Raw genomic sequence first — 24,453 nt, 5'->3', positions numbered from 1 at the left:
GGCGCGCTCGGGCCTGCGTGAGATAATAGGGGAGTGACTTTCACGAACGAACACGGTCAAGGACGGGATTACCCGTCACGCGCGGTCGTCGACCTGGCCGCTATCCGTCATAACCTGGGCGTCCTGCGCGCCGCCGCCCCCGACGCGCTCCAGCTCGCGACCGTCAAGGCCAACGCCTACGGCCACGGCCTGGTCCCCGTCGCGCTCGCGGTCCTGGAGGGCGGTGCCGACTGGCTGGGGGTCGCGCAGCTGGCCGAAGCGTTCACGCTGCGCAAAGGCCTCGACGAGGCCGGGGTTGCGCGCGCCGACGCCCCTCTCCTCGCGTGGATTTCCACCTCCTCCTCCGACTTCGCTGCGGCCATCGAGTCCGATATTGACGTGTCCGTGTCCTGGACGTGGGTGCTCGCTGACATCTGCGCCGCCGCCCGGCAGGTGGGTCGCCCCGCGCGCGTCCACGTCAAGATTGATACCGGCATGTCCCGCGCGGGTTCGACCCTGGCGGACCTGCCCGCCCTGGCCTCGGCCCTGCGCATGGCGGTCGACGAGGGACTCGTCGACGCCGTGGGCGCGTGGAGCCATATGTCGCGCGCCGACGACCCCACCGAGGCGGGCAACGCATCGACCGCAAACCACGTGCGCATCTTCGAGGAGGGCCTGGCAATCCTGGCCGACGCGGGTATCACGCCGCGCATCCGTCACCTGGCCGCCACCTCCGGAATCCTATGGCACCCCGAGACGCACTACGACATGGGCCGCGCGGGCATCGGCCTGTATGGTCTGAGTCCCGACCCCGCCGTCGCGTCCTCGTCTGAACTCGGCCTGGTTCCCGCCCTGACGCTGACCGCGCCCCTCACCTCGGTCAAGGTGATCGAGGAGGGGACCCCGGCCTCGTACGGGGGAACGTGGATCGCACCCACACGCCGGTGGATCGGTCTGGTCCCCCTCGGCTACGGCGACGGCATCCTGCGCGCCGCCTCCAACCGCGCCCGTGTCACCGTCCACACCGCTTCCGGTCCTCTCGACGCGCCCCAGATCGGGCGCGTGTGCATGGACCAATTCATGATCGATCTGGGGCCTGCTGACGGCGAGGCAGGCACGCCGACCGCGCGCAGCGGACAGGCACCCGCAGCAGTCGGTGACCTCGCCGTGCTCTTCGGCGCTGACCCATCCCCTATGGCCGACGACTGGGCGCGCGCCGCGAACACCATCAACTACGAAATCGTCACCAACCTGGGCGCACACATCCCGCGCGCCTACATCGGTGATGTCGACGCGACTGACGGGACCCCCTCATGACCCAGCCCATCGCCTCCTACGCCGTCGAAACCAACGACGCTGACCAGACCCGCGCGCTGGGTGAGGACCTCGGTCGCGTCCTGGCCGCCGGCGACCTCGTCATGCTGTCCGGCGGACTCGGTGCCGGCAAGACTACCCTCACGCAGGGTATCGGTGTGGGCATGGGCGTACGTGGCCGCGTCGCCTCCCCGACATTCATCGTCGCCCGCGTCCACCCGAACCTCGGCGGTGGCCCCGACCTCATCCATGCGGACGCCTACCGCATTACCGACCTCAACGACCTGGAGACCCTCGACCTGGACTCCTCCCTCGACGAGGCCGTCACCGTCGTCGAATGGGGCGACGGCAAGACCGAAGCCATGAGTGAGGAGCGCCTCGCCATCGAGGTACGGCGCGCCTCGGGAGGGCAGGCGCAGCGCGACGGGGACGTCATCGACCTGGAACACATGGACGACGGCCGCCGCCGCATCGTCCTGCGCGCCCACGGGCACCGCTGGGAAGGCGTCCTCGAGGACATCGTCGCCGCCCACGGAGGAACGCGCATCGACCAGGACGCCCCTGAGGGCGACGAGTCCGCGACCGACGAGTAGGATCACACCGTGCGAGAGATAGCCCTGGACACCCAAGCAGCCACCGTCGTCGCGATCATCGACAACGGTCGGGTCATTGGCCGCGCCCACAACGACTCCGGGCGACACCACGCCGAATCCATCACGCCGCTCGTCCGCGAGGCCCTCGGTGATGCCGGCCTGCCCTCCACCCTGGCCGATGCTGGGATTGATCGCGTGCTTGTGGGCACCGGGCCCGCCCCCTTCACCGGGCTGCGCTCCGGCCTCGTCTCCGCGCGCGTCCTCGCCCGGGTCGCAAGCGTGCCCGCCTACGGCGTCTCTGCCCTTGACGTCATCGCCCGCCAGGGCCTCGACCTGCTCGCCCCCGACACCCGCGTCTACGCGATCGCCGACGCGCGTCGCCGCGAACTCTACTGGGGGGCCTTTGTGGCTGCTGGACCCGACGACGTCGCCCTTGAAGGACGCCTCGAAGTCGGGGACGTCTCCTCCCTGCTTGGCGCTATGCGACAAGCCCCCGGCCTCGTTGTCGCCGGAGCACCCGTCCCCGCGCACTCCGCGTCCGCTCTCGCGCGCGCCGACCTCGGCCCCCAGGTCGAGCTGGACCCCGCCGTCATGAGCCGCATCGTCGCCACGCGCCTGGCCCGCGGCGAGGACGAGCGACTGCGCACCGACCCCCTCTACCTGCGCCGCCCCGACATTCACGGCCAGCCCACCGCGCGCCTATGACTCCCCAGCTGCGCGTCGCGGGTCCCGGCGACCTCGACCTTGTCACTGCCCTCGAGGCCGAGGTCTTTTCAGAAGACCCGTGGACGCCCTTCATGATCGCCGAGGAACTCTCCTCCCCGGCCTCGCGCTACTGGATCGCGACGGATGGTTCCGGCGACGTCATCGGCTACGGCGGTGCCAAGGTCGTCGGTGACCAAGCCGACGTCATGACGATCGGCGTGCGCGCCCACGCGCGGGGTGCAGGCGTCGGAGCAGCCATCCTTGACGCGCTTATGGCCTGGTCCCACGAGGCCGGGGCACGTGAGATCTTCCTCGACGTGCGTCCCTCCAACGAGGGTGCCATCGCGCTTTACAAGTCGCGTGGATTCGTCGAGATCGGGCGCAGGCCACGCTATTTCCGCAACCCCGTCGAAGAGGCAGTCGAGATGAGGGCGCCCCTGATCTGAGGAGATGCGACGACCACCACCAAATAGGTACGGTCGGTGTATCAAAATTCGTGCTTTCAGACCCCTGTTTATGAGGTAGGTGTTTTCATTGCAATTGTGGGTCAAGGAGCGTGGAAAAACCGCGGAAAACAGCCGAAAATGACACCGTGTTGACAAGAGCGGCGCATCGCCTCGTGCCATAGTCCTACGAGGCGGACGAAAAGCGTCGATATGCTCAATCCATGGCCACTCAAAATGTCGCAACGAAGAAGCGCCGCGCGTGGACCACCAGCGTCTTTATTAAGCAGCTGATGGCCGTCTCGGGCTTCGTTTTCGTTTTCTTCTTGCTGTTCCACTCTTACGGCAACCTCAAGATGTTCCTGGGCGCGCAGGTTTACAACGACTACGCGCACTGGCTGCATGAAGAGGCTTTCGTGCCGATCTTCCCGCACGGCGGATTCATCTGGGTCTTCCGCGCCGCCATGGCGCTGATGCTCATCATCCACCTGTGGGCCGCCGCCTACACCTGGAAGCGTTCGCGTCGCGCTCGCTCCACCCGCTACGTCGTGAAGAAGTCCGTCACGGACTCCTACGCGGCCCGCACCATGCGTATGAGCGGTGTCCTTATCCTGCTGATCCTGATCTTCCACATCGCTCACTTCACCACTGTGAGCCTGCCCGCGAAGGTCGCCAATTTCGGCGCTGACGTCGCCACTCCTTACGACCGCATGATCGCGTCCTTCCAGTCGCCGGTCCTCGTGATCCTCTACGCCGTGTTCGTCGGCTGCGCGTGCATCCACGTCTCTCACGGCTTCTGGTCCATGTTCCAGTCGCTCGGCTGGGTGCGTCCTGCCACCCGCAAGCCTCTGGTTGTCCTCTCGGGCCTGGTCGGTCTGGTCATCTTCGTGATGTTCATGGCCCCGCCCGTCGCCATCGTCACCGGCTTGATCCACTGAGGAAGGGCACGCAATCATGACTGATAAACTCATCCACGGCCTCTACCGTGAAGGCGAGAAGATCGCCGACACGAAGGCTCCCCACGACGTCCCGATCTCCGAGCGCTGGGCACGCCGTCAGTTCGAGGCAGCCCTCGTGAACCCGGCGAACCGCCGTAAGCTGCGCGTCATCATCGTCGGTTCCGGCCTGGCGGGTGGCGCTGCTGCCGCCTCGCTTGGCGAGATGGGCTACAACGTCGACTGCTTCTTCTACCAGGACTCCGCCCGCCGCGCGCACTCCATTGCCGCACAGGGTGGTATCAACGCCGCGAAGAACTACCGCAACGACAACGACTCCGTCTACCGTCTCTTCTACGACACGGTTAAGGGTGGTGACTACCGCGCCCGCGAGGACAACGTCTATCGCCTCGCCGAGGTCAGCGCCAACATCATCGATCAGTGCGTCGCGCAGGGCGTCCCCTTCGCCCGCGAGTATGGTGGCCTCCTCGACAACCGCTCCTTCGGTGGTGTCCAGGTGTCCCGTACGTTCTACGCGCGTGGCCAGACAGGTCAGCAGCTCCTGATCGGGGCCTACCAGGCGCTGGAGCGTCAGGTCGCTGCGGGTACCGTCACCGAGCACTCGCGTCACGAGATGGTCGAACTCATCGTCGACGAGGGCAAGGCACGCGGCATCATCGCCCGCGACATGTCCACCGGCAAGCTCGAGACCTTCATCGCTGACGCGGTGGTCCTGGCGACCGGCGGCTACGGCAACGTGTTCTTCCTGTCCACCAACGCGATGGGCTGCAACGGTACTGCCATCTGGCGCGCGTACCGCAAGGGTGCCTACTTCGGTAACCCCCGCTTCACGCAGATCCACCCCACGTGCATTCCTCAGCACGGCGACCAGCAGTCGAAGCTGACCCTCATGTCGGAGTCGCTGCGTAACGATGGCCGCATCTGGGTACCCAAGCGCGCAGAGGACTGCGAGAAGGACCCGCGTGACATTCCCGAAGAGGATCGCGACTACTACCTGGAGCGCATCTACCCCTCCTTCGGTAACCTCGTGCCCCGCGACATCGCGTCGCGTCAGGCCAAGAACATGTGCGACGAAGGCCGCGGCGTTGGCCCGAAGATCGACGGCGTCGCCCGCGGCGTCTACCTCGACTTTTCCGAGGCCATCTCCCGTATGGGCAAGGCGGCCGTCTCCGCCAAGTACGGCAACCTCTTCGACATGTACGAGCGCATCACGGGCGACAACCCCTACGAGGTGCCGATGCGCATCTACCCGGCCGTCCACTACACCATGGGTGGCCTGTGGGTTGACTACGACCTTGAGTCGAACCTGCCCGGTCTGTACGTGGCCGGCGAAGCGAACTTCTCCGACCACGGCGCAAACCGTCTGGGTGCCTCGGCGCTTATGCAGGGCCTGTCAGACGGCTACTTCGTCCTGCCCAACACGATCAATGACTACCTGGCGCACTGCTTCCACCTGCCCAAGCTGGACGAGAACTCGCCGTCCGTCAAGGAAGCTCTCGAGTCGGCTCAGGGACGCATCGATACCCTCATGTCGATCAATGGCACCCGTTCCGTGGACTCGTTCCACAAGGAACTGGGCAAGATCATGTGGGAGTACTGCGGCATGGAGCGCACCGAGGCCGGTCTGAAGAAGGCCATCGGTATGATCCGCGAGCTGCGCGCCGACTACTGGAAGAACGTTCGCGTTCCCGGCAAGTCGATCGGCGAACTCAACCAGTCCCTCGAGAAGGCCGGCCGAGTGGCCGACTTCATGGAGCTGGGTGAGCTCATGTGCATCGATGCGCTGCACCGCGAAGAGTCGTGCGGTGGCCACTTCCGCGCGGAGTCTCAGACTCCCGAGGGTGAGGCCCTGCGGCACGACGACAAGTTCCTGTACGTGGCGGCCTGGGAGTTTGCCGGTGACGGCGAGCCCCCGATCCTCCACAAGGAAGACCTGATTTACAACGATATCGAGCTGAAGCAGCGGAGCTACAAGTGAACCTGACACTGAGGATCTGGCGCCAAAACGGTCCCGAAGACAAGGGCGCAATTCATGAATACCAGGTGAAGGGAATCTCGGAAGAGTCCTCGTTCCTGGAGATGCTCGACGTCCTGAACGAAGAGCTCTTCGCACGTGGCGAGGAACCCATCGCCTTCGACTCCGACTGCCGCGAGGGCATCTGTGGTCAGTGTGGCATCGTCATCAACGGTATCGCTCACGGCCCGGAGGTCACCACGACCTGCCAGCTGCACATGCGTTCCTTCCACGATGGCGACGTCATTACGATCGAGCCGTGGCGCGCGTCGGGCTTCCCGATCATCAAGGACCTGGTGGTGAACCGCTCCGCCCTGGATCGCATCATCCAGGCCGGCGGCTACATCTCCGTGAACACGGGTGCGGCCCCCGACGCGCACGCGACCCCTGTTCCGAAGCAGGACGCGGATCGCGCGTTCGAAGCTGCCGCCTGCATCGGCTGTGGTGCGTGCGTGGCTGCTTGCCCGAACGCCTCCGCGATGCTCTTCACTTCCGCGAAGGTCACGCACCTCGGCCTGCTCCCGCAGGGCAAGCCCGAGAACTACAAGCGTGTCGTGAACATGCTCAACCAGATGGACGAGGAGGGCTTCGGCTCCTGCTCGAACATCGGCGAGTGCGCGGCGGTCTGCCCCAAGCAGATCCCGCTTGACGTGATCGCAAACCTGAACCGCCAGCTCGGAAAGGCCGCCTTCAAGGGCGTCTGATCCGCATGAGTGGCCTTGGGCCCGGCGCACTAACGTGCGCCGGGCCCTTTTGCGTTCTCCACCTCCGGCGGGTCCCTTTTTGAGTGCTCGCGGACATTGTGATCTGAGGCGTATCATGGAGATATCATCGGGCTCAGAGAGGAGCTTGCCATGCAATTTGACGAGACCGGACCGAACACGCACACGCGCCGTTACTGGGTCAGTGCAACGGTTGCAATTGGCGCAATGGTTGTTTTTGCGATCCTGTCGATCCTTCTGCTCCTGGGGGTTGTTTTCGGCTCCCCAGCAGTCAAGCCCGTCGCCGATTCGCTTGTCCCGTGGTCCCTGCTGGTGTTCGCCATCGCTGGCGTCGCGATGATCGTCGCTAACAAGCGGTCCGGACAGGATTGAGACTCCGACGGTTCACTACATGACGCACGCCCGCCCCTGCGGGCGGCGTCACCGTGCGTGCAGACTTAGACTAGAGGGCGTGAATAACCCCCTGGTCCTTGGTATTGAGTCAACGTGCGACGAGACGGGCGTCGGCCTGGTGCGCGGCACGCAGCTGCTAGTTGATCGCACGGCTACGTCGATGGACGAGTATGCCCGCTACGGCGGTATCATCCCGGAGATTGCGTCGCGCGCGCACCTGGAGTCGTTCCTGCCGACGCTCGACGCCGCCTTCGACGAGGCTGGGGTGACCCTGGCGGACGTGGATGCAATCGCAGTCGCTGCGGGTCCTGGTCTGGTCGGTTCGCTGACGGTGGGTATCTGCGCCGCCAAGGCCCTGGCCTCGTCCCTGGGCAAGCCGCTGTACGGCGTGAACCACGTGATTGGCCATCTGGCCGTCGACAAGCTGGCCGAGGGGCCTCTACCCGAGCATTTCATCGGCTTGGTGGTCTCAGGCGGGCACTCGAACATCCTGGAGATCCGCAATATCGCGACCGACGTCGTGGAGCTGGGCGGTACCCTGGACGACGCTGCGGGCGAGGCTTTCGATAAGGTCGGGCGTCTCCTCGGTCTGCCCTACCCGGGCGGCCCCCACGTGGACCGCCTGTCCCAGCAGGGCGACCGCGAGGCGATCCGTTTCCCGCGCGGCCTGGCCGCCGGTAAGGACAAGGAACGCCACAAGTACGACTTTTCGTTCTCGGGCCTCAAGACTGCCGTCGCCCGCTACATTGAGGGGACGACCGCGCGCGGCGAGACCGTCAGCAAGGAAAACGTGTGCGCCGCCTTCTCCGAGGCCGTCAACGATTCGCTGACCGCCAAGGCTGTGCGCGCGGCGCTGGACACCGGCTGTGACACGATTGTCGTTGGCGGTGGCTTCTCCGCCAACTCGCGGCTGCGTGCCCTCCTGACGGAGCGAGCCGAGGCCGCGGGCGTGACCGTGCGCATGCCTCCGCTGCGATTCTGCACGGATAACGGTGCTCAGATCGCAGCGATCGGCTCGGAGCTGGTGGCGGCGGGCCTGCCGCCGTCGGACTGGGATTTTTCGCCGGATTCGGGCATGGAGCTGACGACGACCTACGTGCCCCCGCGCGCCTAAGCGGCGTCGCGGGGGAGGGGCCTCAGCGCAGTCCCTCCATGAAGGACTCGGCGACGGAGGACCACGAGGTGTAGAAGCCGCCCGCCATGTTGGCGCACACGCCGATGAAGGCGGCGCAGGCGAGTGCCACCACGCTCAGGCACGCCAGTCGCGCGGCGTAGGTGACGCATGAGGCCACCGGGCGCGGCAGCTCCGCGATGACGCGCGGCATCGGCAGGCGGAAGAAGCGCGAGCGGGATGCGGACGCGTCTGCGTCCCCAGCTAAGACGGCACTCCACGTGCCTGCGAAACGCCAGGTGAGGGTCACGAACGCAGCGGATAACAGGGCCAGCACAGCAAGGCTCACGAGCCCGTTGGGTGCGGTGGGCCGCACCGTGTGCGTGACGTTTGTGGCCGGCACGATGGAGGCGTAGGCTTCGGATGCCCGCGCGGTCGCCGCCGTCGGGGATGATCCCAGCGCGTTCGCGACCTTGTTGGAGGAACCCCACCACGCCAGCATCGTCGGGATGTGCTCCCTCCACAGGGGGCCTGCGTGTCCGCCGGTGGGCGGAATATCGGTCGTCACGGTGTCGGGAGACTTGACTGCCTTGGCCATCTTGACGGCGGCGGGGGCACCGCCGGCCCCGTCGTCTGCGGCGGCCATCGCGTAGATGCGCAGCCCGTCGGGGACCCTCTTGGCCAGCATCGTGGAGAGGGTGTTATCCGCCAGGTACTGGTCGCCGAGATTCGTCATCTGCCCCTCGATTTGCGTGTCATAGCCGGAGAGGGAGGCCGCTGCGCCGAAGGTCTGGGGCGTGCGCATCGCCGTCCACACCGCGCAGTAGGCACCCGCGGAGAAACCGCCGAGCATCCACGCGTCGCGCTTGTCGGAGGTATTGGGGAAATTGTGGCGGACGAACGCGGGGATTTCGTGCGCGGACCACGTGTAGACGGCGGGGCGATCCTCGATATCCGCGCAGTCGTGCGCCTCCTCGTCGACGCTCAGGGACGGGACGACGATGATGGTGGGCGGGATGATCCCGGCGTCGATGGCGTTGTCGAGGGCCTCCTGGACGTGGGCACCCTGCGTGGTGCCGTCGGCCTCGCCCGGGTACCCGTGCAGCAGCTCGATGACCGCGTAGGTCTTGCCGTCGGTGGGGGAGTAGTCGCGTGGTGCGATGACGAAGACGGGCAGTGTGATGCCGCTGATCGGCCCCGTCCACGTGGTGGTGAGCATGCCGTCCTCGGTCCTCGTGAAGGTCGCGTCGAGGCTGGAGGAAGCAATCGGCTGGTCGCCGATTGTGACCTCGCCGCCAGACTCGGCTGCCGGTTCGTCGACGTTGGAAGCGATGAGCGCAGCCAGGTCACCGCTGGTCTTGACGAGGCCGAGAGAGCGGTTGAGGATCAGGGCACCCGTGGCCGTCACGAGGAGGATCGGCACGAGGATGAGGACCGCGCGGCCCAGCCAATGCCTCGTGCGTCGGGGGAAATGCCTGGGTGTCCAGCGCGGCAGGAGGAACGCCCCCGCGAGGAGGGACAGGACCGCGAGCACGGCGACGACCGCGAGGGTGCGTCCCGAGGTCAGGGAAATGGATCCGAGAAGGGACATGGTCACTCCTTCGTGGAGGGGGTTGACGAGGCCGTGGCAGCGCCGCGCTGATCGGTGGTTGTGGGCGTGGCCGGGGCAGGGGACGATGCGGAGGTGCGCTGCGTGGCGCGGGCAGAGCGCAGGTCGCCGACGCCCTTCGCGGCAAGCTTGGCGAGGCCACCGGTGACGGAAGCCAGCAGCGTGAGGGTCTGGGCGGGGGAGACCGAGGGCACGTAGGCGTGCGAGATAGCGAGCCCGACGGTGGCCAGCGAGGCTGGTTCGGGGACGGCCAGGTACAGGGGCTGCGTGCGGGGCTTGAACTTGCGCTTGAAGGCGTGCAGCGAGGTGAAGCCGTAGAGGGGTTCCATAATGGCGGCAAGGGCGTCGGTCAGGGGGCCGAAGGCGGACGTGTCGTCGGCGGAGCGCCTCAGGGGAGCGCCGGAGAGGGACAAGAACTCCAGGCCTTCTTCCTGGGCAGCCAGAGCAGCCTTGCCGATGAGGAATTCGATGGCGGGACGCCAGCCTGTTGCGCGGCGGCGCATGACGTCGAGGGTCAGGCCGACGACCTGGCCGCGGCGGTAGACGGGCAGCCACGAGGTGACGGCGTGGATTGTAGAGTCGGCGTTGATGGCAACGAGGATGCGCGTCTCAGGGATCGCGAGTTCGCGCACGCCGCCGAGTGTAAAGCCCATTTCGGGTAGGGCCTTGTCGGAACTCCACGCCTGCGAGATCACGGTGATCTGGTCTTTCCATCCCTGGGGGCATTCGTCCCAGGTGGTCCAGCGGGCCTCGACGCCTTCACGGGTGGCGTGGTTCATAGCGGTGCGCACGTCCTGGTAGACCTTGCCCTTGAAAGCCAGGCCAGGTAGGTCGAGGAGTGACTCTTCGGCGACCTGCATGATCGTCCAGCCCTCGTCGCGGGCGGCGTAGGCCAGGTCCTCGTGGACGGAATAGAGCGCCGGTGTGAGGCCCGCGGTGGCGGCGAAGGAAGAAAACTCAGCGATTGCCTGGGAGGCCTTGCCTTCCTCGTAGGCCAAGTCGGTGACGGTGAGCGCGACGCCTCCGGCTCCCCGGTAGGCAACCCCGGCCTCGTCGAAGGGGGACACCCACACCTGGTTGCCCTCCCACATGTTCATCCAGCCAAGCGTTCCGCCCCCGTGTGCGCGCAGGAGCGGCGTGAGGTCGTCGAGAGGTGAGGACGCAGGGATGCGAGGCAGAGCGAGGAGAGCGCGCAGCACGAGGGCGAGGGTTCCCGCCCATGCAACGAGGGGCATCCACAGGACGGGGGCCTCAGCCAGGAGAGTCATGGGCACGAGCGATGGCTCGAAGATCGATGCGGTCGCCGTGGGCAGGAGTGCGAGGGCGTAATCGTGGAAAACCTGCAGGGGTGTCGCGTTAGGCGCGTCCGAGATATCTTCACCCGAAGCCAACGAGGAGAAGGGAATGAATGAGTCGCTTGTGAGGAGTCCGAGCACGAGGACCGCCGCCGCGCACACAGCCATGAGGATGAGCCAGCGGCGTGCCAGCGTCGAGGTCGTGGATGGCGCGGCGTGGATCGTGAAGGATCGGCGCATCCACCAGGTGATGGCGCACAGCGCGACATTGAGGAGGACAGGCATCAGCAGCAGAGAAGCAGCCGTCGTCACCTCGGGACGCAGGGGGTCATCCGGCCCGTTCCACGCAAGGAGTTCGACGGTGGTTGACGCCAGCGTCGAAATACCGAGGAGGCCCTGGAGAATGAGGGTGCCGACGTAGGCGACTCGTCGTCCCCTACGCAGTCCGTAGGCGAAGATTAGCTGGAGGGTGACGGGTGCCAGGCATAGGAGGGTTGTGATGACTCCCGTACGGCCTTCGAGCCACCAGGCGGGACCCAGCGACCAGCGCATTTGCGCGAGGGGTCCCTCGGGCGCGGAGGATACAACTGTGAGAGCTGCGACACATGCCCAGCATAGCGCCGACACGGAGGCGAGCTGGCGACCGGCGGTTACCTCATCAGTGGAGTCGGAGTTCGAGCCGCGCACGCCCAGTAGACGAGCAGCGGTCATGCCGGCCAGGAGCGCCCACACGCGCGCGTAGGAGATCGCCGAGCCGAGGAGCGCGGAGGAGAGAACGAGGACGCCGACGAGGAGGAAACGCGCCCTCCACCGCCAGCGTGCCCCTAGCGACTGCACGGCGGCACCAGCCAGGGCGATGAGCATGAGGCTCGTCCCCCACAGGGTTCCTTCGCCGATGGCCTGGCCCCACTCGGTGATCGCGCGCTTGAGCAGGGGCAGGGTCGCCCATGTCGCGGTGACGCCGACGACCTGTCCGGCGAGCGCGGCAGCGATCCACACGCGGGTGCCCAAGTGGCGTTCGGCGGCGCCACCCGCGACGATCATCGTTGCGATGCCGAGGACGGCGGTGGCCAGGAAGTGCCCGGGGACAGCTCCGACGGAGGAAAAGATCGACCACCAGTGGGAGGGTGAAGGGCTAGCCTCGAGAACATTGAATTGATCGCGCCACACCCAGTAGGTGGCGGACATCAGGGTCAGCGCAACCGTCACGACGGTAGTGGCAGGGGCGTGGGACAGCCATCGGACCGTCAGGCGCGCCAGCGAGGAGAGCAGAAGCCAGAGGGTGCGTGCTGTTGCGCTCAGTGGCGCACCGATCCTGCGAAAAGTGGTGCGGCGGGGCTCGGGTGAGTCCGTCTCTTCCTTCGACACGGTGATATCCTCTCAAGCCATTTCATTTTTCCGGAGGATAGGATACTCCGATAGTCTGGAAGTGGACTGATAGTGCGCTGGGAAGGTGTCTGCTCAGTCACGAGGCTGTGGCCCCGCCCCGGACGCGCCTCGCTGCCGCGCTGGGGACGTGGGGTCAGGCGCTCAGGGCTGCGAACTCGGCAAGTGCCAGGGGACGACCCGCAGCCATCTCGGCGCGCATGAGGTCCACGACGGCATCGAGGCCCTGGCCGGGGCGTGCGGCCGCAGCGACGGCGCGCTGGCGCTCGTAGGCGGCACCGATTGACAGGATCGTGTCCAGGTCGGCGAACTCGCGCGCGCAGCCAAGATCAGCGGCCACGGGAGCCAGCTCTTCCTTCAGGCGCGCGATGCCGTCGCGGGCGCTTTCGGTCGCGCCGTCGCGTGAGACGATGAGGGCTGCGTCCATGCCGTAGCGGGCCGAGCGCCACTTGTTTTCCGCGACGAACCAGTCCGGCAGGGAGGGCAGGGGCTCACCGGCGTCGTACAGGCGCGAGAAGTGCTCGACGAGGACGTGGGTGAGGGCCGCGAAGATGCCGACCTCAGTGGCGTTCGTCGCCGCGTCGTACATGCGGTTCTCGATCGTGCCGAAAGTCGGCGAGGGGCGGATATCCCAGCGAACCTCGTCGAAGCCCTCGATGACGCCCGTACGGATCATGTCGTCCGTGTAGGCCTCCAGGTCCTCCCACGTGTCGAACTGACGTGGGATACCGGCGGTGGGCAGCTGCTGGAAGACCATCGCGCGGTTGGAGGCGTAGCCGGTGTCCTCGCCCGCCCAGAACGGAGAAGACGCGGAGATCGCCTGCAGGTGGCCCAGGTAGGCGGTGAGCGCCGCCTGGATCGGCAGGATCTTCGCGCGGTCTTCGACGCCGACGTGTACGTGGACGCCGTACAGGAGCATCTGGTGGCCCCAGTAGGCGGTGCGCTCGACGAGCTGGGCGTAGCGGCGTGAGTCGGTGACGCGCTGGCGGCCCGGGCGCGCGAAGGGGTGTGTGCCGGCGGTGGCCAGGTCAATGCGCAGGTCCGAGGCCAGGGGAGTCAGGTAGTCGATGCAATCCGTCAAGTCAGCGACGCACTCGGCGACGGTCGAGCGCGGCTTGGAAACGACCTCGATCGTGTTGAGGAGCATCTCGCGATGGACGCCGGGATAGAGCTTGCCGTCGGTCGTGGCGCGGTCGATGATGGCGTCCGCGCTTTGACGCAGATCGTGCGAGTCACGGTCGACGAGCTGAAGCTCCCACTCGACACCGAGTGTAGAACGCTGGGAGGAACCGAATGGCAGGGTCATGATCGATCCTTTCGCTGATTTCCTCCATTGTGTCAGGGCCTCGCTGTGTGCCGGTGGAGAGCTTCCTTACAGGTTTTTGGGCAACCTCTTGCAGATGATCGCGTGGTGACGCCCGGCCAGGCGCGTCGCAATGACTGTTAATTGGGCGCTACCGCCGCCCAGCTTGAGAGATTTGCGCAGCTCGTCGGGATTGATGTCCGCGCCGCGTTTCTTGATCTCGACACTGCCCGCGTCTCGCGATGTGAGCGCTGCAGAGATTGCCTTGGCGCGAAGGTTTGTCACCTCGAGCACTTCGAAGCGGTCATAGAAGGGGTTGTCAGGTAAATCGTCGCCTGTCAGGTAGGCGATTTTGTCGGATACGAGGCCCGCCCCGGTCTTGTCAGCGAGACGCCCGAGCAGCCCCGAGCGAATCACCGCCGGATCGGCTTCCGCGATGAAAGCCCCGAGAGGAGCAACCTCCACGCGCTCGGCGGGCGTATTCGCAGCCATCCCCTCGGGGGAGGAGAGGGCATGGGCTGCCCCGGCCTCGTCCAGGAGGAGGCAGGATCGACCCCGGCCCTCCGGTGCCAGCGCGGGAGACCAGAGGGAAGCTTCGACGAGATCGCCGCCCACGCTCACCCACTGCGCATGCCAATCCGCCGGAATGACGTCATGCGCGATGCCGGGTGCCACCTTGATACCCACACGCTCAATCGTGCGCGCCCAGCCGAGGACCGCGGACAGGGGCGGGGACCAATCCTCCGGGTTCGTGATGCGCGCCGACCCCCGCGAGGCCCCCGTACGCCGGGCGGGATCAGCAAAGATCGCATCCACGCCCTCGGAAGCCAACTCCGCGATATCCAGCTCCATGACGTTGCCCAGACGAACCTGCGCCCCCTCGAAATCCCGCAGATTCGCGGCCACAGCCCCCGCCGCCTCCGGGTCGATATCAACCGCGAGAACATCCAGGCCCAGGCCCGCAATCGCCAGTGCGTCCGCGCCGATCCCGCAGCCCAGATCCGCCACCCGCCTCGCCCCCGAGGCGCGGAAGCGCTGCGCGTGGCGCGCCGCCACCACCAGACGCGTCGCCTGCTCCAGCCCGTCGCGCGTGAACACCATGTGTGAGGCGAACGGGCCAAACTTGGCACGCGCCGCCTGGCGTAGGGCCAGCTGGGTGAGGACCGCGGCAGCCAGGCTGGCCTCGATGCCCGAGGCACGCAGGGCGGCCCCCAGCTCGCGCAGCGGCATCGGATTGGTCTCCTGGCGGGCCTGGAGAGACTCCAGCAGCTCCCAGCCGGGCGAGGACAGGATCGGGGTCAAGGTGTTCACCGGGCCATTGTCCCATCTCTGGCGCGGCGAGGCCGTCACCGGCGCGCTCGCGAAGCGGCGGGTGCGCGCTCGATTGCAAAAACGGACAGTGGACGAATCGCCCTCGGTGAACCTGCTGGCACTCGGGTTGCCCGAGTGCCAGGAGCGCAACTACACTCGTGAAGGAAGCGCGGGATCATCCCGCGACCGGTCCTGCACCTGACCCCCGCGACGGCAGGGAAAGGACGAGCACCTTCGTGACACAGAAGAAAGGGAGCGACAATGTCGATCTCCATTAAGCCCCTCGAGGACCGCATCGTCATCCGCCAGGTTGAGGCTGAGCAGACCACCGCCTCCGGCCTGGTTATTCCGGATACCGCCAAGGAGAAGCCGCAGGAAGGCGAAGTTATCGCCGTGGGCCCCGGCCGCGTGGACGACAAGGGCAACCGTATTCCCGTCGACGTCAAGGTCGGCGACGTGGTTATCTACTCCCGCTACGGCGGCACCGAGGTCAAGTACGAGGGCCAGGAGTTCCAGATCCTGTCCTCGCGCGACGTGCTGGCGGTTGTGGAGCGCTGAGCGCCTTCGCACACTGAACGCTACGGGGGCGGCCCGGAAGGAATCCTTCCGGGCCGCCCCCGTTTACGTATGACGGGCCGGGCGCGGCGCGGACCGCGTCGCCCGCAGTCTCAGGACGCCGTCTCGGCCAGCTGTGCCAGCACGGTGTTGCGCACGTAGGTGGCGTCGCGGAACCCGGGAATGTACGCCTTGTTAATGAACATGGTGGGCGTGCCCGTGATACCGGCCTGGTGCGCCTGCTCCTTGGCGGACTTCACCTTGGTGACGGTGTGGTCAGCGAGCATCGTCGTGCGGAACTTGTCCAGGTCGGGCACCCCGGCCGCTTGCGCGAAGTCGACGAGGGCCTGCTCAGAGTATTGGGGGTGTCCGGTCGGGTCCGCCGCCGCGTAGACGACGTCGTGGAACTCCCAGAACTTGCCCTGTTCGGCCGCCGCGAGACCCGCCTGGGCCGCCAGGGGAGAGGAGTCGGTGATCTGCGCCAGGTCGTACCACTCGACGCGCAGCGTGCCATCCTCCACGAGGTCGGCCAGCGCCGGGTCGATCTCGCGGGCGAACTTCGTGCAATACGGGCACGCGAAGTCAGAGAAGACGACCATCGTCACGGGCGCGTTGACGTCGCCCTTGGCCTGCTGATCGTTCGGGTCGTGGCGCATGAACGAGTTCATGATCGCCAGGTTGTTCGCGTTCGTCTGGCTGGGTTCGGCGCTCTGCTCAGCCGACGGCATCTGCGCGGAGGCCGCCGGGGTTCCCGGCGTTGCCTGGCTCGCCGGGGAGGCGGACGAGAGCTGGACGCCCATCCACACGCACGCGCCCGCAAGCAGGGCGGTAACCGGCGCGGTGACCATGAAGAGGGTCTTGTAGATGTTCGTTTCCTGCTCGGCGACGGCTTTCTTCTCCGCCGACGAGGCCGTGGATTCGTTGGTGGTCATGCGTCCTCCCGGGGAACGTTGATCAGGGTGTCGGTCGAGTTGTGGGCACTAAAATGGTGCGGCATCGCGGTGGCGATGCCGCACCGGCACTTCATTTGCGTGATCAGGACACGCGACGTCCACGTCCGGAGGAGCGGATCTCCTCACGACGTTCTTCCTCGGTCATTCCACCCCAGATGCCGTAGGGCTCCTGGGCGGCCAGAGCGTAGGACCGGCACTGCTCGATCACCGGGCAAGTAGCGCAAATCGCCTTGGCGTTCGCAGCGCGACGCCGACGCGTGGAGCCGCGCTCACCCTCGGGATGGAAGAACAGCTCGGTGTCCAGGTCTCGGCACGCCGCTTCGTACTGCCATTCCCACGCGTCGATCATGGGGCCGGGCAGACGGGAGACGTCAGTCATTGGGTGCCTCCTTCTTGTCTGTCGTGCCGACATTTTCGGCACACGATGTCCGCAAGGATAGACACTTGTGCGGTAGTTATTCAAGGCTCTTGTCAGAAGTATGAGCCAGTTCTCATGGAGCGGCGTCCTGGGCAGTGGAAATATGGAAAACTGAGGTGGACGCACTGAATGAACAATGAACAACTTTTTGAATAACTTTGAGATGTGTAACGCACCCGTTCCTGTGGCGTCTCCGGGCCTGACAGACAAGAATCTGTAAGCGTACGCAGGCGCACAGAGGGGAGGAGCCATGCCGCGAGCGATCCTTACGCACGTTGCGCACGCCGACCGTTCCCGCACCGTGTCCTCCGTCGCCGACGAACTCGGCGTCTCCGCCTCCACGCTTCGAACCTGGGAACGGCGCTACGGCCTCGGCCCTGCCAGGCGCGAGGCCGGCTCACGCCGCCGCTACCAGCCAGAGGACGTCGAGCGCCTACGAGCCATGGTCAACCACGTGCACGCAGGTCTCCCCGCCGCCGAGGCCGCCAAGCGTGCCCTCTCCGACGTCACCGCTCATCCCAACGCCGGACACGTCACCGCGTCCCAGCTACGTTCCATCGTTCTCTCCGACGACATCCCCCGCCTCGAAGACGCTCTCGAAGCGACCGTCGCCAGCCACGGCCTCGTCCACACGTGGTCGCGCTTCGTCGAACCCACCCTCAAAACCCTGCGCACCACCCCGGGCGGGGACCCCGTCGGTGCCCCACCCGCGCTCATGCTGCTCAACGCCTTCCAGCGCGTGTGCCGCTCCGTCCACCTCTCGCGCCCCGCCCGCTCCTTCGTCGGCGGTGACCGCGTCGCCCTGATCACCGACGCACTCCACGAGACGCCCGCTCAGGTCATCGGCGTCGCCCTGGCCTGGTACGGCTGCGACGTGCGCGTCCTGTCCAGCGAACACTACGGGGGCGTGTGCGCCAGCGACCGCTTCCGCGAATACGTGCGCGCCGGCGTGCCCGCCATCGCCATCGTGCTGGGGTGCGGCCCCGCCTGCGCCGACACCATCGAAGGACTCATCTCCCGCTACGGCGGACCCACCATCATTGTCGGCACCGACGCGCCCGACATCCTGGCCCCCCACGTGCAGCGCGTGCGCACGATCAACGCCTGCGTCGAAGAAGCCCTCGCGCTCCTGGCACCCCAGGCGGACCCTCAACTGGTCGGTCGGTCCTAGCCCCTTGACGAGGCCAACGGACCTCATGTTTGACTGACCGCCCACGCGGAGTGCGCGTTCACGCCAAGAGTCCTGGTCAGGTGGTACCGTGAGGGTACGGACAGGCAGGAGAACAGTCATGAACGCCCCCTGGAACAATGAGGATCTACGCCGCGCCTTCGACGCCGACTTCGACGCGCTTGTTGCCTTCGCGTCCCGGTCGAAAGCCCGGGTTGGCTACGCCTTCCTGCGCGCCGACGGTCAGGTCGACCTCGGACGTCCCCTCGACGCACGCATCAGCGCGCGCATGACCCACGTGTTCGCACTCGCGCAAATGCGCGGAATCGAGGGCGCGTCCCACCTTGTGTCCCACGGCCTCGCCGCCCTGACCGGTCCTCTGCGCGCCGCCAACGGCAGCTGGTACTCCGAGGTCGTCCCCACCTCCGAAACCAGCGCGATCCCCGTGCCCCGCTCCGTCCTGTCCCAGCGCGCTCAGGCCGCGATGATCGGCGCTGCCGCAGCCGCCCTCATGGCCGGGCACTCCGAGGCCGCCGACCTTCTCGAGGACCTCGAGAAGGACCAAGACCGGCGCTGGTGGGACCCCTCCTACGGTGCCGTGCGCGAAGAAATCGACGCGGCCACCGAGGTGTGCTCGCCCCTGCGACGCCTCTCCACCAACCTCGACACCGCCCAGTCCTACCTGGCCGCCTGGGAAGCCACCTCGAATCGCGTGTGGTTCGACCGTGCCCGCTCCATCCTGCGCCTCGTCGGGGAAATCGCCGCCCGCTCGGGCTTCGCCCTGCCCGACCTCTTCGACGAGGAATGGCGACCCCTGCCCCCGACCTGCGACCAGCCCCCGCTCGAACTCATCCGGCCCGGCGATACCCTGCCCGGCCTCGGCTTCAAGGCCGCGCGCCTCATCGGGCAAGTCTGCGCCATCCTCATCCACATGGGCGAAACTCCCGGGCCGTGGATGCTCGACACCGCCATCTCCCTGTACGAACGTGCCCACGCTGACGGCTGGACCGAGGACGGTGTCGGCGGCATCGTCTACACCCTTGACTCCACCGGCATCGTCGTCGCGCCCGAACGTATGCACTGGGTCGTGTGCGAGGCCGCCAGCGCCGCCCGCGTCCTCGCCGAACTGGTCGTCCCTGACCTCGCCGAAGACCTCGCCGTCGACTACGCGCGCGCCGTTGCCTGGGCCGACTCCCACGCACGCGCCGGAATGGGCCGCTGGATCCACGAAATCGCGCCTGACGGGTCCGTCTCCATGCGCGTGTGGGAAGGGCGTCCCGACGCCCTGACCGCCGCCCGTATGCTCGCGCGGGGTGCCGCCCCCATCTACTTGACAGTCACCGGGGCAACCGCGATGGCCGGGGCCTCCACGCGCGCCCAGCGGGCCGCCTGAAAGCTGGGTGCGGTGGCACCCCGCCGTCGCTTGACCCGTGACAGCGGGTGGCCTCGCCCGTGACGCGTCTCTCGTGTGAGGCCATTGTGCCCAGGAGGACTGCCCCGGCCACGTACCCAAGCCTCGCCCGGGGAAAGGGCAATGACGCGAATGCGCCTGCGACCACCTACAATTGGCCCATGGGAGAACTTTCAACACACGATCCTTTCAGCCTCACCGGCCTCACCTACGACGACGTCCTGCTCCTGCCCGAGCTCACGGACGTCGTTCCTTCATCCGTTGACACATCCAGCCGCTTGACAAAGAACATTTCCCTGCGCGTGCCGCTCCTGTCTGCCGCCATGGACACCGTCACCGAAGCACGCATGGCCATCGCCATGGCCCGCCAGGGCGGCATCGGCATCCTCCACCGCAACCTCTCCATTGAGGAACAGGCCGCGCAAGTCCGCCAGGTCAAGCGCAGCGAATCCGGCATGGTCGAAGACCCCGTCACCGTTGGCCCCGACGCCACCATCGATGAACTCGACAGCCTCTGTGGCCACTACCGTGTCTCCGGTCTGCCCGTTGTGAACGAGGACGGCACCCTCGTCGGCATCATCACCAACCGCGACCTGCGCTTCGTCCCCCAGGACGAATGGGCCACCCTGCGCGTGCGTGACTGCATGACTCCCCGTGACTGCCTCGTCGTCGGTCAGGTCGGCATCTCCCGCGAGCACGCCAAGCACCTGCTGGCCGAACACCGCGTCGAAAAGCTGCCCATCGTCGACGAGAATGACCACCTGACCGGCCTCATCACCGTCAAGGACTTCGTCAAGACTGAGCAGTACCCCAACGCCACGAAGGACTCGCGCGGACGCCTCATCGTCGGCGCTGCCGTCGGCTACTGGGGCGACACGTGGGAGCGCGCCACCGCCCTGGCCGAGGCCGGCGTGGACGTCCTCGTCGTCGACACTGCGAACGGTGGTGCCCAGCTGGCCCTCGACATGATCCGCCGCATCAAGGCCGACCCGACGTTTGAGGGCATCGACATCATCGGCGGCAACGTCGCCACGACCGAGGGCGCGCAAGCCCTCATCGACGCGGGCGTCGACGCCGTCAAGGTCGGCGTGGGCCCCGGCTCGATCTGCACGACCCGCGTCGTCGCCGGCGTCGGCGTCCCCCAGATCACCGCCATCCACCTGGCCGGCAAGGCCTGCGGTCCCGCCGGAGTCCCGCTCATCGCGGACGGCGGCCTGCAGTACTCGGGCGACATCGGCAAAGCCCTCGTGGCCGGTGCTGACACCGTTATGCTCGGCTCCCTGCTGGCCGGCTGCGAGGAGTCCCCGGGCGAAGTCGTGTTCACCAACGGCAAGCAGTTCAAGCGCTACCGCGGCATGGGCTCGCTCGGCGCCATGAGCTCGCGTGGCCGCAAGTCCTACTCCAAAGACCGCTACTTCCAGGCCGATGTCACCTCCGACGACAAGATCGTCCCCGAGGGCATCGAGGGCCAGGTTCCCTACACCGGTTCCCTTGCATCGGTGATCTATCAGCTCGTTGGCGGCCTACACCAGACCATGTTCTACCTGGGAGCCTCCACGATCACCCAGGTCAAGGCCAACGGTCGCTTCGTGCGCATCACCAGCGCAGGCCTGCGCGAGTCGCACCCGCACGACGTCCAGATGACAACCGAAGCACCGAACTACCACTCCTCCTCCGCGAAGTAACCGCAGGTCGAGCGTTCGTGACGGGCGGGAGCAGCCGGTGGGCTGCTCCCGCCCGCGCTATCCTATAGGTGCGAAAATCCCACGAATGCGCAAAGGAGCTCCACATGCTCATCCTCATCGACCACGCCAACGTCGATTCCATCAAGAACACCCTGGAATACCTGCCCATCGACGGCGTGACCACCAACCCGACGATTCTGTACCGCGAAGGCAAGGAACCCCTCGAGGTCCTCCACGCCATCAAGTCCGTCCTGCCCGACGGCGCTCAACTGCACGTCCAGATCGTCTCCCAGCGTGCCGACGACATGGTCGCCGAAGCACGCGCCCTGCGCGGCGAAATCGGCGGCAACCTCTTCATCAAGCTACCCGTCACGCGTGAGGGCTTCGCCGCGATCCCCCGCATCGTGCGCGAAGGCATGCAGGTCACGGCCACCGGCATCCACTCCTCCATGCAGGGCTTCATGGCCGCCAAGGCGGGCGCCCGCTACGTCGCCCCCTACGTCAACCGCATGGACAACTACGGCATCGACGGCGTGCGCGTCGCCTCCGAAATCCACCGCACCCTGCGCACCTACGACCTGAAGGCCGACGTTCTGGCCGCCTCCTTCAAGAACTCCGAGCAGGTCCTCGAGCTGGTCCGCCAGGGTGTCGGCGCTATCACCGCAGCTCCCGACGTGCTGGCCGCCCTCATCAAGAACCCCGCGACCGACGCCGCCATCGCCGACCAGAACCGCGACTTCGGCATCCTGGTGGGCGAGCGTCGCACATGGCTGGACCTGGTCAACGACAAGTGAGCATGTAACGCCACCGGTGTTCCGGGTGCCGTCGGGCCCGCCCGCCCGCTCGCCGTCCGCGCTGCGAGCCTGCGGCTCGGCGCGTCGGCTCGAAGCCCGGCCAGGCCCTGCGGGCCCGTTGTGATGCACCGCCCGAGGCTTCTGCCGGAACCCGGCCACGGCCTCGTGATAGCGCCCTGTGCGCGGAGGGCACGTCAGGCATAACGAAGCGGGGGTCGGTACTCACCGACCCCCGCTTGACGTGCCCTTACTCCCTGTCGCCCCCGCGGCCTCGCTGCGTGATCTGGGGCCACTCGCGGTCGATGGACGCGTCGCGGCCCTGCTTGCGCAGGTACTTCTCGAAGTCCTCCGCCCAATCCTGGTGGGCCTGGAGCTGATAATCCATGAGCTCCAGGGCGCTCATGGCGGCCAGCTGCGGGTACTTGTCCACCATGCCCGCGAGCACGTCGAGCGTCATGGCCACGTCGACCTCGGCCGTGTGAGCGTCGGGGGAGGCGACCGCTCCGTAGACGGGGGCCATCTCCGTCAGGGTCTTCTTGCCCTTTCGGAAACGATCAAGCTTGCGATCCAAAACGAGCGGGTCGACGACCAGCATCGGCGCGCCCTCTAGGCGCTCCTCGAAGGACCCCAGGTGGTGGCGGCGCAGCTCCTGATTGACCAGCGTGATGTCGTAGGTCGCATTGAAGGCGACGACAGGATAGCCACGCAGCCAGTGCTCGACGATGGAACCCGCCAGCTCGTGGAGGACCTCCTCGATGGGGCGGCCGTCGCGGCGCGCCTGCTCGGTCGTGATGCCGTGGACGGCCGTGGCCTGCTCGGGGATCTCAATGCCTGGGTCTGTCAGCCAGGTCGCCACCTGGTCGGGGGCGCTGACCCCGCTGCGGTAGGAAGCGCCGTCGATACGCAGGACGAGGGCCGCCGTCACCAGGCGGTCCTTGAGCGCGCGCACGCCCGTCGTTTCGGTGTCAAAACCCATCCACGGGTCGTCGATCCAGCTCATGTTTGCTCCTGTCCTCGCCGGTTCCACCAGTGTGGCAGAGGGCGGGTACATCTGCGTCCCGGAGGCAGTAGAATCGGTTTATGAGCCACGAAGTCGAAATCGGACGCGGCAAGCGCGGTCGGCGCGCCTACACATTGGACGACATTGCCCTCGTGCCCGCCCGGCGCACGCGCGACCCCGAGGACGTCAACGTCGGCTGGCAGATTGACGCCTACCACGTGGACTTGCCCCTCATGGCGGCCCCCATGGACTCGGTGATGAGTCCGGAGACAGCCATTGCATTCGGTCGCCTCGGTGGCATCGGTGTCCTCGATTTGGATGGCCTGTGGACCCGGTACGAGGATCCCGAGCCGATCCTCGACCAGATCGCGCACCTCGGCGAGGAAGAATCGATTGCGACTCTGCAGCGCGTGTACTCGGAGCCGATCAAGCCGACGCTCATCACGGAACGCCTCACGCAGCTGCGCGAGGCCGGGGTGGTCGTCGCCGGTAAGCTCTCACCTCAGCGCGTCCAGCAGCATTGGCGTGCGGTCGTGGACGCGGGCGTCGACCTGTTCATCATCCGTGGCTCCACGGTGTCCGCCGAACATGTGTCGTCGCGCCGAGAACCCCTGAATCTCAAGCGCTTCATTTATGAGTTGGATGTTCCTGTCATCGTCGGCGGCGTCTGCACGGACACGGCGGCCCTGCACCTCATGCGCACGGGTGCGGCGGGCGTTCTTGTAGGATTCGGCGGGGGAGCAGCCCACTCGACGCGTCAGTCCTTGGGCGTGCACGCGCCGATGGCGACCGCGATCGCGGACGTGGCCGCGGCTCGGCGTGACTACATGGACGAGTCCGGCGGTCGTTACGTACACGTCATCGCGGACGGCGGTATTGGTCGCAGCGGCGACCTCGCGCGCGCTATCGCGTGCGGCGCGGACGCGGTTATGCTGGGCGCGGCCATCGCTCGCGCCGAGGAGGCTCCCGGGCGCGGCTGGCACTGGGGTTCAGAGGCAACCCACCCTGACATGCCGCGCGGTCAGCGCGTTCACGTGGGAACGACGGGCACGCTCGAGCAGATCCTCTACGGTCCTTCGACGCGCGCGGACGGCTCGCTGAACTTCGTGGGTGCCCTCAAGCGTGCCATGTCCACGACCGGTTACGCCGAGGTTAAGGATCTTCAGCGCGCCCAGGTGGTCGTCTCGCCGTACTCGGCGTCCTGACTGTCGCTCATCGACAGGGACGAGGCCGGGGCGAGATTGTCGGGCACCGCGTCGCTCCTGCGCGACTTCTCGTATCTTGTTGCGGGGGATGGGAATCCTCCCATGTGGTTCCATTTGTGCGTGGATGCGC

At 66.8% G+C, this 24,453-nt stretch carries 23 protein-coding genes; 15 read left to right on the top strand and 8 right to left on the bottom strand.

The annotated features are described in order from the left end of the window. Positions 1–33 precede the first annotated feature (33 nt). The 9 genes from alr to tsaD all read left to right on the top strand — a co-directional run bounded on the left by alr (position 34) and on the right by tsaD (position 8,233). A complete protein-coding gene (gene alr, locus QZ149_RS04185) occupies positions 34–1,296 on the top strand; it encodes an alanine racemase (protein WP_291450018.1) in 1,263 nt (420 codons plus the stop codon). Further along, entirely contained in the window at positions 1,293–1,886 is a 594-nt protein-coding gene (gene tsaE / locus QZ149_RS04180) for a tRNA (adenosine(37)-N6)-threonylcarbamoyltransferase complex ATPase subunit type 1 TsaE (protein ID WP_291450017.1), read from the top strand. The genes alr and tsaE overlap by 4 nt, the downstream gene beginning before the upstream one ends. A 9-nt stretch (positions 1,887–1,895) precedes the next feature. Continuing rightward, the gene (gene tsaB, locus QZ149_RS04175) at positions 1,896–2,591 is read left to right on the top strand and encodes a tRNA (adenosine(37)-N6)-threonylcarbamoyltransferase complex dimerization subunit type 1 TsaB (RefSeq protein ID WP_291450016.1); all 696 of its coding nucleotides are present in this window, start codon (positions 1,896–1,898) and stop codon (positions 2,589–2,591) included. Then, positions 2,588–3,037: a ribosomal protein S18-alanine N-acetyltransferase gene (gene rimI / locus QZ149_RS04170; protein ID WP_291450015.1), complete on the top strand. Its 450-nt coding sequence runs from the start codon at positions 2,588–2,590 to the stop codon at positions 3,035–3,037. The genes tsaB and rimI overlap by 4 nt, the downstream gene beginning before the upstream one ends. A 221-nt stretch (positions 3,038–3,258) precedes the next feature. After that, positions 3,259–3,972, top strand: a complete 714-nt coding sequence (locus QZ149_RS04165) for a succinate dehydrogenase cytochrome b subunit (RefSeq protein WP_291450014.1) — start codon at positions 3,259–3,261, stop codon at positions 3,970–3,972. Between the two features lie 16 nt (positions 3,973–3,988). Continuing rightward, positions 3,989–5,968, top strand: a complete 1,980-nt coding sequence (locus QZ149_RS04160; RefSeq protein ID WP_291450013.1) for a fumarate reductase/succinate dehydrogenase flavoprotein subunit — start codon at positions 3,989–3,991, stop codon at positions 5,966–5,968. After that, positions 5,965–6,708, top strand: coding sequence for a succinate dehydrogenase/fumarate reductase iron-sulfur subunit (locus tag QZ149_RS04155; protein ID WP_039937291.1), 744 nt, complete (start codon positions 5,965–5,967; stop codon positions 6,706–6,708). Before QZ149_RS04160 ends, QZ149_RS04155 begins: the two co-directional genes overlap by 4 nt. A gap of 150 nt (positions 6,709–6,858) precedes the next feature. Beyond that, positions 6,859–7,098: a hypothetical protein gene (locus QZ149_RS04150; protein WP_291450012.1), complete on the top strand. Its 240-nt coding sequence runs from the start codon at positions 6,859–6,861 to the stop codon at positions 7,096–7,098. A gap of 79 nt (positions 7,099–7,177) precedes the next feature. Then, positions 7,178–8,233, top strand: a complete 1,056-nt coding sequence (tsaD, locus tag QZ149_RS04145; RefSeq protein ID WP_291450011.1) for a tRNA (adenosine(37)-N6)-threonylcarbamoyltransferase complex transferase subunit TsaD — start codon at positions 7,178–7,180, stop codon at positions 8,231–8,233. Positions 8,234–8,255: 22 nt separating this feature from the next. Here tsaD and QZ149_RS04140 read toward each other — a convergent pair whose 3' ends face one another. The 4 genes from QZ149_RS04140 to QZ149_RS04125 form a co-directional block, all read right to left on the bottom strand. Then, complete coding sequence (locus tag QZ149_RS04140) at positions 8,256–9,821, bottom strand: alpha/beta hydrolase-fold protein (protein ID WP_291450010.1); 1,566 nt, start codon at positions 9,819–9,821, stop codon at positions 8,256–8,258. A 2-nt stretch (positions 9,822–9,823) separates the two neighbouring features. Further along, a complete protein-coding gene (locus QZ149_RS04135; protein ID WP_291450030.1) occupies positions 9,824–12,322 on the bottom strand; it encodes a phosphatidylglycerol lysyltransferase domain-containing protein in 2,499 nt (832 codons plus the stop codon). 334 nt (positions 12,323–12,656) lie between these two features. Further along, the gene (locus QZ149_RS04130) at positions 12,657–13,826 is read right to left on the bottom strand and encodes a glutamate--cysteine ligase (protein WP_291450009.1); all 1,170 of its coding nucleotides are present in this window, start codon (positions 13,824–13,826) and stop codon (positions 12,657–12,659) included. A gap of 66 nt (positions 13,827–13,892) precedes the next feature. Next, the gene (locus QZ149_RS04125) at positions 13,893–15,134 is read right to left on the bottom strand and encodes a class I SAM-dependent methyltransferase (RefSeq protein WP_291450008.1); all 1,242 of its coding nucleotides are present in this window, start codon (positions 15,132–15,134) and stop codon (positions 13,893–13,895) included. Positions 15,135–15,395: 261 nt separating this feature from the next. Between QZ149_RS04125 and groES the strand changes: the two genes are divergently transcribed. Continuing rightward, complete coding sequence (gene groES / locus QZ149_RS04120; RefSeq protein WP_009647648.1) at positions 15,396–15,692, top strand: co-chaperone GroES; 297 nt, start codon at positions 15,396–15,398, stop codon at positions 15,690–15,692. 110 nt (positions 15,693–15,802) lie between these two features. Here groES and QZ149_RS04115 read toward each other — a convergent pair whose 3' ends face one another. Further along, positions 15,803–16,621: a thioredoxin domain-containing protein gene (locus QZ149_RS04115; protein ID WP_291450007.1), complete on the bottom strand. Its 819-nt coding sequence runs from the start codon at positions 16,619–16,621 to the stop codon at positions 15,803–15,805. 103 nt (positions 16,622–16,724) lie between these two features. Next, positions 16,725–17,021, bottom strand: a complete 297-nt coding sequence (locus tag QZ149_RS04110) for a WhiB family transcriptional regulator (RefSeq protein WP_003790481.1) — start codon at positions 17,019–17,021, stop codon at positions 16,725–16,727. Positions 17,022–17,310: 289 nt separating this feature from the next. On the opposite strand from QZ149_RS04110, the gene QZ149_RS04105 reads away from it, so the two are divergent. The 4 genes from QZ149_RS04105 (at position 17,311) to QZ149_RS04090 (ending at position 22,118) form a co-directional block, all read left to right on the top strand. Then, the gene (locus QZ149_RS04105; protein ID WP_291450006.1) at positions 17,311–18,231 is read left to right on the top strand and encodes a MerR family transcriptional regulator; all 921 of its coding nucleotides are present in this window, start codon (positions 17,311–17,313) and stop codon (positions 18,229–18,231) included. A gap of 118 nt (positions 18,232–18,349) precedes the next feature. Further along, the gene (locus tag QZ149_RS04100) at positions 18,350–19,621 is read left to right on the top strand and encodes an AGE family epimerase/isomerase (RefSeq protein WP_291450005.1); all 1,272 of its coding nucleotides are present in this window, start codon (positions 18,350–18,352) and stop codon (positions 19,619–19,621) included. A gap of 179 nt (positions 19,622–19,800) precedes the next feature. Continuing rightward, positions 19,801–21,324 carry an IMP dehydrogenase gene (gene guaB / locus QZ149_RS04095; RefSeq protein WP_291450004.1) on the top strand — a complete coding sequence of 508 codons (1,524 nt, stop codon included), beginning with the start codon at positions 19,801–19,803 and terminating at the stop codon, positions 21,322–21,324. 104 nt (positions 21,325–21,428) lie between these two features. Next, positions 21,429–22,118 carry a transaldolase family protein gene (locus tag QZ149_RS04090; protein WP_291450003.1) on the top strand — a complete coding sequence of 230 codons (690 nt, stop codon included), beginning with the start codon at positions 21,429–21,431 and terminating at the stop codon, positions 22,116–22,118. Positions 22,119–22,365: 247 nt separating this feature from the next. Here QZ149_RS04090 and QZ149_RS04085 read toward each other — a convergent pair whose 3' ends face one another. After that, complete coding sequence (locus QZ149_RS04085; protein WP_291450002.1) at positions 22,366–23,118, bottom strand: exonuclease domain-containing protein; 753 nt, start codon at positions 23,116–23,118, stop codon at positions 22,366–22,368. A gap of 80 nt (positions 23,119–23,198) precedes the next feature. Between QZ149_RS04085 and QZ149_RS04080 the strand changes: the two genes are divergently transcribed. Continuing rightward, positions 23,199–24,323 (top strand): GuaB3 family IMP dehydrogenase-related protein, encoded by a 1,125-nt coding sequence (locus tag QZ149_RS04080; RefSeq protein ID WP_291450001.1) that lies wholly within the window; start codon positions 23,199–23,201, stop codon positions 24,321–24,323. On the opposite strand, the gene QZ149_RS04075 is transcribed toward QZ149_RS04080, so the two are convergent. Then, positions 24,281–24,427: a hypothetical protein gene (locus tag QZ149_RS04075; protein WP_291450000.1), complete on the bottom strand. Its 147-nt coding sequence runs from the start codon at positions 24,425–24,427 to the stop codon at positions 24,281–24,283. The two genes, QZ149_RS04080 and QZ149_RS04075, sit on opposite strands and share 43 nt — an antisense overlap. Positions 24,428–24,453: the final 26 nt, after the last annotated feature.

This window comes from Actinomyces sp. ICM47 (assembly GCF_905369875.1).
Classification (GTDB): domain Bacteria; phylum Actinomycetota; class Actinomycetes; order Actinomycetales; family Actinomycetaceae; genus Pauljensenia.
The sequence above is the reverse complement of the archived record's forward strand: the minus strand, read 5'-3'. Positions and strand labels throughout refer to the sequence as shown.

Excerpts from the sequence above, each read along its gene's own strand:
- tsaE (WP_291450017.1), top strand. The coding sequence starts at position 1,293 with ATGACCCAGCCCATCGCCTCCTACGCCGTCGAAACCAACGACGCTGAC.
- rimI (WP_291450015.1), top strand. The coding sequence starts at position 2,588 with ATGACTCCCCAGCTGCGCGTCGCGGGTCCCGGCGACCTCGACCTTGTC.
- QZ149_RS04165 (WP_291450014.1), top strand. The coding sequence starts at position 3,259 with ATGGCCACTCAAAATGTCGCAACGAAGAAGCGCCGCGCGTGGACCACC.
- QZ149_RS04160 (WP_291450013.1), top strand. The coding sequence starts at position 3,989 with ATGACTGATAAACTCATCCACGGCCTCTACCGTGAAGGCGAGAAGATC.
- QZ149_RS04150 (WP_291450012.1), top strand. The coding sequence starts at position 6,859 with ATGCAATTTGACGAGACCGGACCGAACACGCACACGCGCCGTTACTGG.
- QZ149_RS04140 (WP_291450010.1), bottom strand. The coding sequence starts at position 9,821 with ATGTCCCTTCTCGGATCCATTTCCCTGACCTCGGGACGCACCCTCGCG.
- QZ149_RS04135 (WP_291450030.1), bottom strand. The coding sequence starts at position 12,322 with ATGTCCGCCACCTACTGGGTGTGGCGCGATCAATTCAATGTTCTCGAG.
- QZ149_RS04130 (WP_291450009.1), bottom strand. The coding sequence starts at position 13,826 with ATGACCCTGCCATTCGGTTCCTCCCAGCGTTCTACACTCGGTGTCGAG.
- groES (WP_009647648.1), top strand. The coding sequence starts at position 15,396 with ATGTCGATCTCCATTAAGCCCCTCGAGGACCGCATCGTCATCCGCCAG.
- QZ149_RS04115 (WP_291450007.1), bottom strand. The coding sequence starts at position 16,621 with ATGACCACCAACGAATCCACGGCCTCGTCGGCGGAGAAGAAAGCCGTC.
- QZ149_RS04110 (WP_003790481.1), bottom strand. The coding sequence starts at position 17,021 with ATGACTGACGTCTCCCGTCTGCCCGGCCCCATGATCGACGCGTGGGAA.
- QZ149_RS04105 (WP_291450006.1), top strand. The coding sequence starts at position 17,311 with ATGCCGCGAGCGATCCTTACGCACGTTGCGCACGCCGACCGTTCCCGC.
- QZ149_RS04100 (WP_291450005.1), top strand. The coding sequence starts at position 18,350 with ATGAACGCCCCCTGGAACAATGAGGATCTACGCCGCGCCTTCGACGCC.
- guaB (WP_291450004.1), top strand. The coding sequence starts at position 19,801 with ATGGGAGAACTTTCAACACACGATCCTTTCAGCCTCACCGGCCTCACC.
- QZ149_RS04090 (WP_291450003.1), top strand. The coding sequence starts at position 21,429 with ATGCTCATCCTCATCGACCACGCCAACGTCGATTCCATCAAGAACACC.
- QZ149_RS04085 (WP_291450002.1), bottom strand. The coding sequence starts at position 23,118 with ATGAGCTGGATCGACGACCCGTGGATGGGTTTTGACACCGAAACGACG.
- QZ149_RS04080 (WP_291450001.1), top strand. The coding sequence starts at position 23,199 with ATGAGCCACGAAGTCGAAATCGGACGCGGCAAGCGCGGTCGGCGCGCC.
- QZ149_RS04075 (WP_291450000.1), bottom strand. The coding sequence starts at position 24,427 with ATGGGAGGATTCCCATCCCCCGCAACAAGATACGAGAAGTCGCGCAGG.